Source organism: Plantactinospora endophytica (assembly GCF_016862915.1).
Taxonomy (GTDB): Bacteria; Actinomycetota; Actinomycetes; order Mycobacteriales; family Micromonosporaceae; genus Plantactinospora; species Plantactinospora endophytica.
The window spans coordinates 448,956-462,214 of record NZ_BONW01000002.1 but is presented as its reverse complement, the minus strand read 5'-3'; the positions used below and the strand labels follow the sequence as shown (position 1 = coordinate 462,214).

General features: G+C 73.4%; 12 protein-coding genes. 5 read left to right on the top strand and 7 right to left on the bottom strand.

Features of this window, described 5'->3' with window-relative positions; genetic code table 11:
- Nucleotides 1–187: 187 nt before the first annotated feature.
- The 3 genes from Pen02_RS04970 to Pen02_RS04960 all read left to right on the top strand — a co-directional run bounded on the left by Pen02_RS04970 (nucleotide 188) and on the right by Pen02_RS04960 (nucleotide 3,914).
- The gene (locus Pen02_RS04970; protein WP_203864677.1) at nucleotides 188–1,546 is read left to right on the top strand and encodes a DUF4350 domain-containing protein; all 1,359 of its coding nucleotides are present in this window, start codon (nucleotides 188–190) and stop codon (nucleotides 1,544–1,546) included.
- A 104-nt stretch (nucleotides 1,547–1,650) separates the two neighbouring features.
- The gene (locus Pen02_RS04965) at nucleotides 1,651–2,607 is read left to right on the top strand and encodes an AAA family ATPase (RefSeq protein ID WP_239140086.1); all 957 of its coding nucleotides are present in this window, start codon (nucleotides 1,651–1,653) and stop codon (nucleotides 2,605–2,607) included.
- Nucleotides 2,604–3,914: a DUF58 domain-containing protein gene (locus Pen02_RS04960; protein ID WP_203864676.1), complete on the top strand. Its 1,311-nt coding sequence runs from the start codon at nucleotides 2,604–2,606 to the stop codon at nucleotides 3,912–3,914. Before Pen02_RS04965 ends, Pen02_RS04960 begins: the two co-directional genes overlap by 4 nt.
- A 115-nt stretch (nucleotides 3,915–4,029) precedes the next feature.
- Here Pen02_RS04960 and Pen02_RS04955 read toward each other — a convergent pair whose 3' ends face one another.
- Nucleotides 4,030–4,989 carry a stage II sporulation protein M gene (locus Pen02_RS04955; protein WP_203864675.1) on the bottom strand — a complete coding sequence of 320 codons (960 nt, stop codon included), beginning with the start codon at nucleotides 4,987–4,989 and terminating at the stop codon, nucleotides 4,030–4,032.
- A gap of 42 nt (nucleotides 4,990–5,031) precedes the next feature.
- Between Pen02_RS04955 and Pen02_RS04950 the strand changes: the two genes are divergently transcribed.
- Complete coding sequence (locus tag Pen02_RS04950; RefSeq protein ID WP_239140067.1) at nucleotides 5,032–6,024, top strand: RDD family protein; 993 nt, start codon at nucleotides 5,032–5,034, stop codon at nucleotides 6,022–6,024.
- The gene (locus tag Pen02_RS04945) at nucleotides 6,021–6,167 is read left to right on the top strand and encodes a hypothetical protein (protein ID WP_203864674.1); all 147 of its coding nucleotides are present in this window, start codon (nucleotides 6,021–6,023) and stop codon (nucleotides 6,165–6,167) included. Before Pen02_RS04950 ends, Pen02_RS04945 begins: the two co-directional genes overlap by 4 nt.
- 134 nt (nucleotides 6,168–6,301) lie before the next feature.
- Here Pen02_RS04945 and ahcY read toward each other — a convergent pair whose 3' ends face one another.
- The 6 genes from ahcY to Pen02_RS04915 form a co-directional block, all read right to left on the bottom strand.
- Nucleotides 6,302–7,801 (bottom strand): adenosylhomocysteinase, encoded by a 1,500-nt coding sequence (gene ahcY / locus Pen02_RS04940; protein ID WP_203864673.1) that lies wholly within the window; start codon nucleotides 7,799–7,801, stop codon nucleotides 6,302–6,304.
- Nucleotides 7,802–8,172: 371 nt separating this feature from the next.
- Entirely contained in the window at nucleotides 8,173–9,348 is a 1,176-nt protein-coding gene (gene manA, locus Pen02_RS04935) for a mannose-6-phosphate isomerase, class I (protein ID WP_203864672.1), read from the bottom strand.
- Between the two features lie 4 nt (nucleotides 9,349–9,352).
- On the bottom strand, nucleotides 9,353–10,321 hold the full coding sequence (locus Pen02_RS04930) for a cation diffusion facilitator family transporter (RefSeq protein WP_203864671.1): 969 nt from the start codon (nucleotides 10,319–10,321) through the stop codon (nucleotides 9,353–9,355).
- Between the two features lie 55 nt (nucleotides 10,322–10,376).
- A complete protein-coding gene (locus Pen02_RS04925) occupies nucleotides 10,377–11,570 on the bottom strand; it encodes an SIS domain-containing protein (RefSeq protein ID WP_203864670.1) in 1,194 nt (397 codons plus the stop codon).
- A complete protein-coding gene (locus Pen02_RS04920) occupies nucleotides 11,567–11,785 on the bottom strand; it encodes a Trm112 family protein (protein ID WP_203864669.1) in 219 nt (72 codons plus the stop codon). Before Pen02_RS04920 ends, Pen02_RS04925 begins: the two co-directional genes overlap by 4 nt.
- Before the next feature lie 69 nt (nucleotides 11,786–11,854).
- A complete protein-coding gene (locus tag Pen02_RS04915; protein ID WP_203864668.1) occupies nucleotides 11,855–13,258 on the bottom strand; it encodes a phosphomannomutase/phosphoglucomutase in 1,404 nt (467 codons plus the stop codon).
- Nucleotide 13,259: the final 1 nt, after the last annotated feature.

Sequence of the window (13,259 nt, the reverse complement as noted above, 5' to 3'; positions counted from 1 at the left end):
CCCGGACACCCCACCTCCGCACGGCGCCACCTCACACCAGCCCACTCCGCACAGCCCCACTCCGCACAGGCCCACCTCGCAGGGGTCCACCTCACCCGGGTCCGGGCCACACGGGTCCGGGCCGGGTGACGGTCGGCCGGCCGGTGCCGGATCGTCCACGTCGGACCGGTCGCCGGCATCCTCGGCCGTGGGCCGTCGACGGCGTCGCTGGCACCGGATCGCCATTCCGCTCGGCATCGTCACCCTGCTGCTCGCCGTCACCGGGATCACCCAGGCGATCGACCAGCCCGATCCCGGCTCCCCCGGCTTCCTCTCTCCGGTCAACGCCGACGACGAGGGCGGCAGCCGGCTCGCCGACCGGCTGCGCGCCGAGGGCGTCACCGTCGAGCGGATGACCAGTACCCGCCAGGCCCTGATCGAGGCGTCCAGCGAGGGGTTCACCCTGTTCGTACCCTCGCCGGGGCTGGTGCATCCGCTGTACCTGCCGTTCCTCGCCGAGCCGGCCGCCCGCGCCCGGGTGGTGCTGGTCGACCCGCCCCAGCGGGTGCTGGAGGGCGCCGAACTGCCGCTGGCGGCAACCGGCCGGCGGTGGGCCGCCAACGCGGTCGAGGCCGACACGGACGGCCGGCCCTGCCCGCTGCCCGAGGTGGCGGCGGCCGGGCGGGCCGCCGCGCTGCTACAGCGGTACGCCAACCCGTCCGGGTTGGGTGACGGCACCGACTACTGCTACTCGGGCGGGCTGGTCCGGACGGAGCGGCGCGGCAGCGAGGTGGTGGTGATCGGCGCCAGCGACCCGTTCCGGAACGACCGGATAGCAGAGCGGGGCAACGCCGCGCTGGCCGGTGGACTGCTCGGCATCCACGACCGGGTCGTCTGGCTCGACCTGGCCGGTCCGGAGCCACCGCCGCCGTACCATCGCGACGGCGAACTGGACCCGTGGACGTCTGCCCCCGACGACTCCGGCTCGGACGGCGACGGCGAGTCCGAGGAGGGCGACGGCACCCCGGGGTACGACGGGAGGCAGCCGGCGCCTGGGCAGGGCGACCCGCAGGCGGAACCGCAGGAGCAGCGCAACCCGCTCTGGGACGCCTTCCCGCCCTGGTTCTGGGCCCTGCTGGCGCAGCTCGCCCTGGCTCTGCTGCTGGTGGTGCTCTGGCGGGCTCGCCGGCTCGGGCCACCGGTCGCCGAGCCGCTGCCGGTGACCGTCCCGTCCGCCGAGACGGTGCTCGGCCGGGGCCGGCTCTACCAGCGCGCCCGGGCGTACGGGCCGGCGGCGGAGACGTTGCGGGCCGCCGCGCTGCACCGGCTGACGCAGTCGCGTGGCCTGCCGCCAGACGCCGAGCCGGACGAGGTGGCCGGTGCCGTCGCCACCCGTACCGGTCGGGCTCCGGCGCAGGTGCACGACCTGCTGTACGGGCCGGCTCCGGAGACCGACCAGGAGTTGCTCGACCTGGCGCAGGCCCTCGACGTACTGGCCGGCCCGGCCGGCAGTTCCCCCGCCGACCCGCCCCGGCACGACCGCCCCATCGAAGGAGAAGCCCGGTGACCCGATCCGCCGGAACCACAGACCCGCGCTACGCCGCCACGCCGTACCCGGTGCCGGCGCAGGCCGGTCCGCCCCAGGCCGCCGGTCCGGCGCAGGGCGATCCGGTGGCGGCCGACGAGGCCCGCGCCGCCCTGCACCGGCTGCGCGCCGAGGTCGCCAAGGCGGTCGTCGGGCAGGACGCCGTCGTCACCGGGATGGTGATCGCCCTGCTCTGCCGGGGGCACGTACTGCTCGAAGGCGTACCGGGGGTGGCCAAGACCCTGCTGGTGCGGACCATCGCGGCAGCACTCGACCTGGACTCGAAGCGGCTCCAGTTCACCCCGGACCTGATGCCCGGCGACGTCACCGGTTCGCTGATCTTCGATCCGCGCACCGCCGCCTTCACCTTCCGCGAGGGTCCGGTCTTCACCAACCTGCTGCTGGCCGACGAGATCAACCGGACGCCGCCGAAGACCCAGGCCGCGCTGCTGGAGGTGATGGAGGAGCGGCAGGTGTCGGTGGAGGGCAGCCGCCGCCCGCTGCCCGACCCGTTCATCGTGGCCGCCACCCAGAACCCGGTGGAGTACGAGGGCACCTATCCGCTGCCCGAGGCGCAGCTCGACCGGTTCCTGCTGCACCTGACGATGCCGCTGCCGAACCGGGACGAGGAGCTGGGCGTACTCCGGGCGCACCACGCCGGCTTCGACCCGCGCGAGCTGACCGCTGCCGGGGTACGCCCGGTGGCCACCCCCGCCGACCTGGCGCTGGCCCGGGCTGCGGTCAGCCGGACCGCCGTCGCCGAGAGCGTCCTCGGCTACATCGTGGACCTGTGCCGGGCCACCCGGGCGGCGCCCGCGCTGGAACTGGGCGCCTCGCCCCGGGGCGCGATCGCGCTGCTGGTCACCGCGAAGGCGTGGGCCTGGCTGGCCGGCCGGGACCACGTCACCCCGGACGACGTGAAGGCGATCGCCCGGCCGACGCTGCGGCACCGGCTGCGGCTGCGCCCGGAGGCCGAACTGGAGGGCGTCACCACCCGGTCGGTGCTGGACGCGGTGCTCGGCACCGTGCCGACGCCACGATGACGGGACGGGCGGCGGCCCTGCTCGGTGCGGGCGCGCTGACCCTGCCACTCTGGCCCGCGCCGTGGCTCGGCGTACTGGTCATGTCTGGGGTGGTGCTGGCGCTGACCGTACTCGACTGGCGGCTGGCCGTCCCGCCGGGCGCGGTACGGGCGACCCGGGACGGTGACCGGGTGGTCCGGCTCGGCGACACCGCCACCGTCGCGGTACACCTGCACAACACTTCGTCCCGGCCGCTGCGGGCACTGGTCCGGGACGCCTGGGTGCCGTCCGCCGGGGCGGTACCCGACTTTCCCGGCGCCCCGACGCTGTGGGTGGACCCCGGTGCCCGGGTGGAGCTGCCCAGCCGGCTGACCCCGACCCGGCGCGGCGACCGGCCGGCACTGCGACTGACGCTGCGCTCGTACGGGCCGCTGGGGTTGGCGTTCCGGCAGCGGGCCGAGCAGCCGCCGACCCCACCGTGGACCCTGCGGGTGCTGCCCCGCTTCGAGTCCCGCCGACACCTGCCGGAGAAGTTGGCCCGGCTAAGGGTGATCGACGGTACCGAGGTGACCCGGGGACGTGGCCAGGGCACCGAGTTCGACACCCTCCGCGAGTACGTCGTCGGCGACGACGTGCGCTCGGTCGACTGGCGGGCCAGTGCGCGCCGGGCGGACGTACTCGTCCGGACCTGGCGGCCGGAGCGCGACCGGCGGGTGGTCTGCGTACTCGACACCGGCCGTACCTCGGCGGTGCGGGTCGGCGACGAGCCCCGGCTGGACGGCGCCATCGACGCCGCCCTGCTGCTGGCGGCGCTGGCGGCCCGGGCCGGTGACCGGGTCGACCTGTTGGCCGTGGACAACGCGGTGCGGGTGGCGATGACCGGGAGCAGCCAGTCCACGCTGCTGCCCCGGCTGGTCGACGCGCTGGCACCGCTCCAGCCGGCGCTGGTGGAGACCGACTTCGAGCTGATCGCCGGGGAGATCCTGCGGCGGGAGCGTCGGCGCTCCCTGGTGGTGCTCTTCACCGCCCTGGAGCCGGGCGCGCTCGGCGAGGGGCTGCTGCCGATCCTGCCCCGGCTGGCGGCCCGGCACCGGGTGATCGTGGCGGCCGTGCACGACCCGGTGCTGACCGACCTCACCTCCCGGCCACCGGGACGCGTCCAGGACGCCTACGCCGCCGCGGCGGCCTGGCGGGCGCTGGGCGACCGGGACCGGGTCCGGACGGCGCTGGCCCGACACGGGGTGACCGTGGTCGACGCCCCGACGGACCGGCTGGCCCCGATGGTCACCGACACCTACCTGCGGCTGAAGGCCCTCGGCCAACTCTGACCCGACCCCGGTCAGCTCTCCACCGACCCCGGTCAGCTCTCCACCGACCCCGGTCAACTCTCCACCGACTCCGGTCGACGCTGCACCGATTCCGGTCGGCTCTGGACCGGCCCGGTCAGCTTCCCTGCGGCGGGTGGGTGGTCGCCGCGCGGCGGCCGAAGTAGAGCACGTAGCCGAGGAAGCCGAGCCAGGCCAGTACCCCGACGCCGACCCGGATCGCGGTGGACACCGCCGCCGGGGTGACGAACGCCTCGATGAGGCCGGCGACCGCGAAGAGCCCGACCAGACCGACCGCGACAAGGACGCCGGACCGGCCGGCCCGGGCCACCGCCTGGCCCCGGGTCAGGTCACGCGGCGGCGCGATCCAGGCCCAGCCGATCCGCAGGCCGACCCCGGCGGCCACGAAGATCCCGGTCAGTTCCAGCAGGCCGTGCGGCGTGATCATGCTGAAGAAGACGTCGGTACGGTCGTAGGCGGCGAGCACCCCGCCGGTCACCCCGATGTTCAGGGCGTTCTGCCAGAGCAGGTAGACCACCGGCACGACCAGGATGCCGGAGGCGAGGCACCGGGCGGCGATCCAGGCGTTGTGGGTCCACAACTGGAAGGCGAAGCTCGGCGCGGCGTACTCGCTGTAGTAGCCGACGAACCGGGCCTCGAACGCCTCGGCGGCGGCGTCCTCCCCGATCAACGCGGCGGCGGTCTCCGGATGCTCGGCGGTCCAGTACATCAGGAAGCCCGCGACCAGCACGAACCCGGCTCCGACGGCGGTCCACCACGGCCAGGCCCGGTAGACGGCCAGCGGAAAGCCGGTCGAGAAGAACCGGCCGACGGCCGCCCAGGAGAAGCCGGACCGACCCGCCAGCCGGGATCGCGCGGCCAGCACCAACTGGGAGAGCCGGGCGACCAGCACGGGATCGGGTGAGCGGCTGCGTACCACCGACAGGTGGGTGGCCACCCGCTGGTAGAGGGCGATCAACTCGTCGGCCTCGTCGGCGCCGAGCCGGTACTTCCGGGTCAGCACGGCCAGTCGCCGCCACTCCCGGTCGTGCTCCGCGGTGTACGCGTCGAGATCCAACTCCACTCCCCAGGGTTCGCGACCATAGTGTTCACTGTCCACGTGACAGCGCAACCACCGAGGTCGGCTCCGGGCCGCCGGCCGGCCATGGTCGGGTACGGCGCGGACGCCGGGCTGGTCAGCGGAGAAGCGGTCGAGCTGGACATCCGGGCCGCCCGGCTCGGTTCCCGGGTGCTGGCCCTGCTCGTCGACATCCTGACCCAGTTCGCACTGGCGGTGATCCTGGTGACCTGCGCGGGGATCCTGCTCACCTCGCTCGTCGGCCCGGGCGCCCTGGACGGGGCGGTGCTGCGCGGGTTGCAGACCGTCGGCGTGGTACTGGTCCTGGTCGGCTACCCGGTGCTGTTCGAGACCCTCAACTCCGGCCGTACGGTCGGCAAGCTCGCCGTCGGCCTCCGGGTGGTACGCGCCGACGGTGGCCGGGTCGGCTTCCGGCAGGCGTTGACCCGCAGCCTGGTCGGCGTCGCGGTGGAGTGGCCGGGTCTGGTGCTGCCCCTGCTGACCTGGGCGGTGGGCGTGACCGTGATGCTCACCGATCCCCGGGGTCGACGCCTCGGTGACCTGGCCGCCGGCACGCTGGTCATCCACGACCGGAGTCCCGCCGGCACCGGCTACCTGCCGACTATGGTCCCGCCACTGGCCGGCTGGGCGGCCACCCTGGACCTGACCCGGCTCGACGACGGCCTGGCGCTGGCCGTACGCCAACTGCTCAGTCGGACCGGGACGCTGACCCGGGACGCCCGACGGCAGTTGACCCGGTCACTCTGGGCGGAGGTGGCGGCGGTGACGTCACCACCGCCGCCGCCCGGCCTGCCCGAGTGGGCCTACCTGGCGGCCGTACTCGCCGAGCGGCACGCCCGGGCCCGACGCCGGCTGGCGCGTACCCGGTCGGTGACCTCTGCGCTCTGGCCGGAACTCGGCGCGGCGCCGGCGGAGGCGCCCGGGCCGGCGGCGGTCCGGCCGGCGGCCCCGGCGCTGGTCGCGGCGCAGCCGGCGGTGGCCGGTTCCGGCACGTCGAACGGATCGACCCGATGAAGGCGTTCCTGCCCTGGCTGCTGGTCCTGGCGGTGGTGATCGCGCTGAACGCGCTGCGGCTGCGCCCCCTCGCCACGGCGGTCGCGATCTGCTGGCTCGGCTACTGCATCTGGACCTGGGTCCGGCTCCGAAGCCGCGACTGAACAGTTCCGCCCCGCACCGACGACGCGAGCCCGGACCGGCAGGATCGCCGGTCCGGGCTCGTCTATCGATGCTCGGTAGCGGTGTTGCTGTTCAGTAGCTCAGTAGCTGTTCAGTAGCTCTGTAGCGATGTTGCTCAGTAGCGGTAGTGCTCCGGCTTGTACGGGCCCTCGACCGGGATGCCGAGGTAGCCGGCCTGCTCCTTGGTCAGCTCGGTCAGCTTGGCGCCGAGCGCGTCCAGGTGCAGCCGGGCCACCTTCTCGTCCAGGTGCTTCGGCAGCGTGTAGACGCCGATCGGGTACTCCTCGGTCTTCACGAAGAGTTCGATCTGCGCGATCGTCTGGTTGGCGAACGAGTTCGACATGACGAAGCTCGGGTGCCCGGTGGCGTTGCCCAGGTTGAGCAGCCGACCCTCGGAGAGCACGATGATCGAGTGGCCGTCGTCGAACTGCCAGACGTCCACCTGCGGCTTGATGTTGATCCGCTGTACGTCGGAGCGCTTGGCCAGGCCGGCCATGTCGATCTCGTTGTCGAAGTGGCCGATGTTGCCGACGATCGCCTGGTGCTTCATCCGGGCCATGTGGTCGTTGCGGATGACGTCGAAGCAGCCGGTCGCGGTGATGAAGATGTCGGCGGTCTCCACCACGTCGTCCAGGGTGGCCACCTGGTAGCCGTCCATCGCGGCCTGGAGCGCGCAGATCGGGTCGACCTCGGTGACGATGACCCGGGCACCCTGGCCGCGCAGCGACTCCGCGCAGCCCTTGCCGACGTCGCCGTAGCCGAGCACGACCGCGGTCTTGCCGCCGATCAGCACGTCGGTGGCCCGGTTGATGCCGTCGATCAGCGAGTGGCGGCAGCCGTACTTGTTGTCGAACTTGCTCTTCGTCACCGAGTCGTTGACGTTGATGGCCGGGAAAAGCAGCGTGCCGTTCTGCTGCATCTCGTAGAGCCGGTGCACGCCGGTGGTGGTCTCCTCGGTGACGCCCTTGATGCCGGCGGCGACCCGGGTCCAGCGCCGGTCGTCCTCGCGCAGCGAGCGGTGCAGCAGGTTGAGGATGACCGCGTACTCCTCGGAGTCGGCGCTCTCCACCGGGGGCACCTCGCCGGCGCCCTCGAACTGGGCACCCCGGTGCACCAGCAGGGTGGCGTCGCCGCCGTCGTCGAGGATCATGTTCGGCCCCTGGCCGTCCGGCCAGAGCAGCACCTGCTCGGTGCACCACCAGTACTCTTCGAGCGTCTCGCCCTTCCAGGCGTAGACCGGTACGCCGGAGGGGGCGTCGACGGTGCCGTCCGGGCCGACCACGATGGCGGCGGCGGCGTGGTCCTGGGTGGAGAAGATGTTGCACGAGGCCCAACGGACCTGGGCGCCGAGCGCCACCAGGGTCTCGATGAGCACCGCGGTCTGGATCGTCATGTGCAGCGATCCGGTGACCCGGGCGCCGCGCAGCGGCTGCTCGGCCGCGTACTCGCGACGGATCGACATCAGGCCGGGCATCTCGTGCTCGGCGAGACGGATCTCCTTACGCCCGAACTCGGCGAGGGAAAGGTCCGCCACCTTGTAGTCGCCCTCGGCGACAGTGCCGGGCCGGGGCGCGGCGGACGGACCACCTGTGGGGGCCGGGAGAGTGCTGGTCATGAAGGCTCCTGTCGTACGGTCTGCGGCGCGACCCTCCACGTTACGCCCCGGCCGTACCGCGACGGACCCCGGTCGGGTCGCAATCCGGACAGTACGGGTCGAGGCGGTGGCCACCCGAACCGGGCGGGACGTGCCGGGCCCGGGGCGGACAGCGCGCGGGGCGGTCGGTCCCGGGCGGACGTTCCACCCAGTCTCCGGCCGCCCCGCGCATCCCCCCGGTTTGGTTCCCCGCGCGTGTCTCGGACCTGCGTCGCGATAACGCTGCGTACACACAGCGTCACACTGAGCAAGAGTGGTGTCAAGCTGATCCGCAAATTCCCGTTTCGCGGGGATTCGGATTCGAGGAGCCGTGGGCGGAACGGCCGGACGGATCAGGCCAGGCCGACCGAGGCGACGTACAGCTCGCCGTCGCCGCTGACGGTCAACGGACCGCCGTCGGCCCGGCCGATCGCCGCCGCACCGGGACCGAGCAGCGCCGAACCCGCACCGTCCGCCACGGTGACCTCGCCGGCCAGGCAGAGCGCGATCCTGGGCCCCCGCAGGTCGAGCCGGGCCGACCCGACCCGGTCGTCGAGGCGTACGCCGTGCAGGGCGAAGTCGTCGACCGGCACCGGCCAGGTGACCACGCCGGGCGCCACCGGCACCGGTGCGACCACCGGATCGCCGAGCACCTCGAAGCGGAGCACCCGGAGCAGTTCCCGCACGTCCACGTGCTTCGGGGTCAGCCCGCCCCGGAGCACGTTGTCGCTGGCCGCCAGGATCTCCACCCCGGCGCCGTACAGGTAGGCGTGCAGGTTGCCGGCCGGCATCCAGATCGCCTCGCCGGGCGCCAGGCTGACGTGGTTGAGCAGCAGCGCGACCAGTACCCCGGGATCCGCCGGATAGCGCCGGGCCAGGTCGCGGGCGAGTTCCGCCGGGGCCGCGAACTGCGCGCCGACCTCCGCCGCCGCCACCGCCGCGACCAACTCGGCCCGCTCCGACGACGGCCAGGTGAGCAGGGTACGCACCGCGTCCGGCAACCCGTCCGTGCCGGCCCGCAGCGCCGCGACCACCGGATCCAGCGCCGGTACGCCGAACGCGTCGAGCAGGTCCGCCGAGTTCTTCGGATCGCGGAACCCGCAGAGCGCATGGAACGGCGAGACCGCCACCAGCATCTCCGGCTTGTGGTACGGGTCGACGTAGTTGCGGTGCGTCAGCTCCGGGTCGGTCGTCTCGGCGGCGTACCCGGCCCGGGCCTGCTCGGCGTCCGGATGCGCCTGCAACGACAGCGGCGCCTCCGGGGCCAGCACCTTGAGCAGGAACGGCAGCCGCTGGCCGAACCGGTCGACCACGTCGGCGCCGAGCCAGCGCACCGGGTCCTCGGCGAACGCGTCGACCAGGCTCAGCGGCGCCCCGCCCCGGTGCAGCGTGCTCGGGTCACCGGGGTGGGCGCCCAGCCACAGCTCCGCCTCCGGGCCCTCGCTCGGCACCGGGCGACCCTGCAACTCGGCGAGGACGGTCCGCGACCCCCACGCGTAGTCGCGGATCCGGCCGTGCAGCGGCTCCACCTGCTCACGCCTCCTTGAGTTCCGGGACGCCGTCCGCGGGCTGCTCCGCGTTGCGGTAGATGTCCGGCTCCAGGTAGATCACCCGGGCGATCGGTACGGAGTTGCGGATCCGCGCCTCGACCGAATTGATCCCCTCGGCCAGCTCGGCCGCCGTGGCGTACGGCCGTACCGCGACCTTCGCCGCGACCAGCAGCTCCTCCGGCCCCAGGTGCAGGGTCTTCATGTGGATGATCCGCTCGACCTCGGAACCGTTGGTGATCGCCTGCTCGATCTGGCGTACCTGCTCCGGGGTGGCGCCCTCGCCGAGCAGCAGGCTCTTGGTCTCCAGGGCCAGGATGACCGCGATGGTGACCAGCAGGAAGCCGATCGCCGCCGTACCGGCCGCGTCCCAGTAGCCGTTGTCGGTGACCAGCGTCATCGAGACGCCGACCAGGGCGAAGACCAGGCCGAGCAGGGCGCCGAGGTCCTCCAGCAGCACCACCGGCAGCTCCGGCGCCTTGGCCCGGCGGACGAACTCCTTCCAGGACGCCTTGCCCCGGATCGCGTTCGACTCGACGATCGCGGTCCGGAACGAGAACGACTCCAGGATGATCGCGATCACCAGCACCACCACCGGCAACCACTGCCAGGACTCGATGCCGCCCGGGTGGTCCCGCTGCTCGTGCCACTTGTGGTACGCCTCGTAGAGGGCGAACAGGCCACCGACGCTGAACAGCACGATCGAGACGATGAACGCGTAGATGTAGCGCTCGCGACCGTACCCGAAGGGGTGTTCCGGGGTGGCCTTGCGGGTGGCCCGGCGCCCGCCGAGCAGCAGCAGCGCCTGGTTGCCGGAGTCGGCCACCGAGTGGATCGACTCGGCCAGCATCGACGACGAGCCGCTCAGCCCGAACGCGACGAACTTCGTGACCGCGATGCCGAGGTTGGCCAGCAGGGCGGCGACGATCGCCTTCGTACCGCCGCTCGCGCTCACGGCCGGCTCCCGGCCGACCCGGCGGCGCCGGCCACGGGCCTTGTGGTCTGCTCGGTCACGGGTTCGACAGCTCCTTCATCTCGGTGATGGCGGGTACGGCCATCGGGTCGAGGCCGTGCGCCAACGCCAGGTAGATCGAGGCGAAGTCGGGTACCGAGGTCAGCGAGGCGAGCCGTTCGAGCGTGGAGCCGCCCTCGGCGGTCACCACGTCGCAGCGGACGCCGCGCCGCTCGGCGAGGGTCTGCACGGCGTCGGCCCGGCGCTCCTCGACCACCAGCGGCTCGTCGGTGTCGTCGTCGGCGTTCAGCCCGCCGTCGCGGAGCAGCACCAGCCGCAGCCGGGTGCCGCCCACCTCGTCGTCCGGGTCGGCGAAGATGTCCCGGCTGGATTCGCCGAGGCCGCCGAAGACGCCGTCGAGCAGGCCGACCCGGCCCCGACCCGCCTCGCCGAGCGCGCCGGCCACCACCGGGTAGCGGGCGTTCGCCGAGAGGGTGTCGCCGAACCGCCGCGCCGCGACCGTGGCCAGCGGCGACGAGCCCCAGACGATCGGCACCGAACCGGCCAGCCCGAGCGCCAGCGACTTGGCCGGGTTGACGAAGGACTCGGCGGACGGGCGGCACCGGTCGGCGTCCGCGTCCAGCCGGGCCGCCGTCTCGGCCAGGTCCGCCTCGTTCACCTTGACCAGGCCGAGCGCGCGGGCGGCCAGCAGTACCGGCACGGTCAGCGCCCAGAGGCTGGCCCGGGCCGGCGCCCGGCGGGGTACCGGGACGAACGGCGCCCTGGCCCCCTCGGCCACCGACTGGAGCTGCGAGTCCGGCGCGCCGACCGCGACCAGCCGGGCACCGCGCCGGGCGGCGGCCTCGGCCGCGCCGAGCGCCTCGGGACTGCGCCCGGAGGCGCTGACCGCGATCACCACGTCGGCCGCACCGACCCAGCCGGGCACCCCGGCACTGCGGTGCTGGATCACGGGTACGGGGCAGCGCGGGCCGGCGACCGTGGCCAGCACCTCACCGGTACGGGCGGCGGTGCCGATTCCGGCGATCACGACCGCCCGGGGCCGGCCCTCGTCGGCCAGTACCCCGAGGTTGGCCTCGGCGGCCAGCGCGGCGGTCTCCCGGACCTGTGCGCCGGCCGCTGCGGTGTGCCGGAGCATCCCGCCCGGGTCGTTCTCGCTCATCGCGGCGACGTCGTCGAGCAGCGCCTCGTCGGCGACCGGGCGACCGCGCAGTCCGGCCGTACCGTCCATCATCGCTGGTCCGTGGTGCCGCCGGGGGTGGCGTCCGAGCCGGCCGACGGGCCGCCGCGCGCCTCGTCAAGCAGCAGCACCGGTACGTCGTCACGCACCTCGAAGATCCGCGCGCACTCGGTGCAGGTCAGGGTCTGCGCCTCCGGGTCGTAGTTCAGTGGTGCGTGATGGGTGTCCGGACAGGCCAGGATCTCCAGCAACTGCGGGTCGAGGGCCACCGTGCGGCTCCTTCCACTCCTCGTGCGACCAGGTCGGGATACGGCGGTGCCCGACCAGCGCGATGGATCTTATCGGCGAACCAGTCCGAGCACCTCGTCGCGGAGCGCCACCATGCGTTCCGGGGTGGGCGCCTCGACGTTCAGCCGGAGCAGCGGCTCGGTGTTGGACGGGCGCAGGTTGACCCAGGCGCCGTCGGGAAAGCGCAGGGTCAGCCCGTCCAGCTCGTCGGTCTCGGCGTCCGGGTAGGCCGCCCGGACCTCGGCGAGCTTGCCCCGCTGGTCCGGCACCGTCGAGTTGATCTCACCCGAGGCGGAGTACCGCTCGTAGGCCCGGCCCAGTTCCGACAGCGGGGCGTCCTGCTCGCCGAGCGCCGCCAGCAGGTGCATCGCGGCGAGCATCCCGGTGTCGGCGAACCAGAAGTCCCGGAAGTAGTAGTGCGCCGAGTGCTCGCCGCCGAAGGCCGCGTTGGTCCGGGCCATGTCGGCCTTGATGAACGAGTGCCCGACCCGGCTCCGGACCGGCTCGCCGCCGTGCTCGCGGACGATCTCGGGTACCGCGCTCGACGTGATCAGGTTGTGGATGATCGTCGCGCCCGGGTGCTTGGCCAGCTCGCGTACGGCCACCAGGGCGGTGATCGCCGACGGGGAGACCGGCTCGCCCCGCTCGTCGACGACGAAGCAGCGGTCGGCGTCCCCGTCGAAGGCCAGCCCGAGGTCGGCGCCGTGCTCGCGTACCGCCGCCTGGAGGTCGACCAGGTTCGCCGGGTCGAGCGGGTTCGCCTCGTGGTTGGGGAACGAGCCGTCGAGTTCGAAGTAGAGCGGCACGATCTCCAGCGGCAGTGCCGGCAGGACGGCGTCGCCGAGCACGGCTGGCACGGTGTGCCCGCCCATGCCGTTGCCCGCGTCGATCACCACCTTGAGCGGGCGGATCCCGGTCAGGTCGACCAGGGTGCGCAGGTGGGCGGCGTACGCGGGCAGCAGGTCCCGGTGCTCCAGCGGCGGCAGCGGCTCCCCCGCCGGCTCCGACTCACCCTCGTCCAGCATCTCGCCCTTGTCCAGCAGCGCCTGGGCGCGGTCCCGCAGCTCGACCAGCCCGGTGTCCTGGCCGATCGGCCTCGCGCCGGCCCGGCACATCTTGATCCCGTTGTAGGCCGCCGGATTGTGACTGGCGGTGAACATCGCGCCGGGCAGGCCGAGGCTGCCGGAGGCGTAGTAGAGCAGGTCGGTGCTGCCCAGCCCGAGGTGCAGCACACCGAGCCCCTCGGCCCGGACCCCGTCGGCGAAGGCGGCGGCCAGGCCCGGCGACGACTCCCGCATGTCGTGGGCGACGGCGACGGTCCCGGCCGGCTCTCCCGAGCTGAGGAGAAGCTGCGCGAATGCCGCGCCCAACGCCTCGGCGGCCCGCTCGTCCCACTGCTCGGGAACGGTGCCACGGACGTCGTACGCCTTGACGATAGCGGACAAATCAGACAAG

Coding starts and splice junctions, on each gene's coding strand:
- Pen02_RS04945 (WP_203864674.1), top strand. CDS start 6,021: ATGAAGGCGTTCCTGCCCTGGCTGCTGGTCCTGGCGGTGGTGATCGCG.
- Pen02_RS04925 (WP_203864670.1), bottom strand. CDS start 11,570: ATGATGGACGGTACGGCCGGACTGCGCGGTCGCCCGGTCGCCGACGAG.
- Pen02_RS04960 (WP_203864676.1), top strand. CDS start 2,604: ATGACGGGACGGGCGGCGGCCCTGCTCGGTGCGGGCGCGCTGACCCTG.
- ahcY (WP_203864673.1), bottom strand. CDS start 7,801: ATGACCAGCACTCTCCCGGCCCCCACAGGTGGTCCGTCCGCCGCGCCC.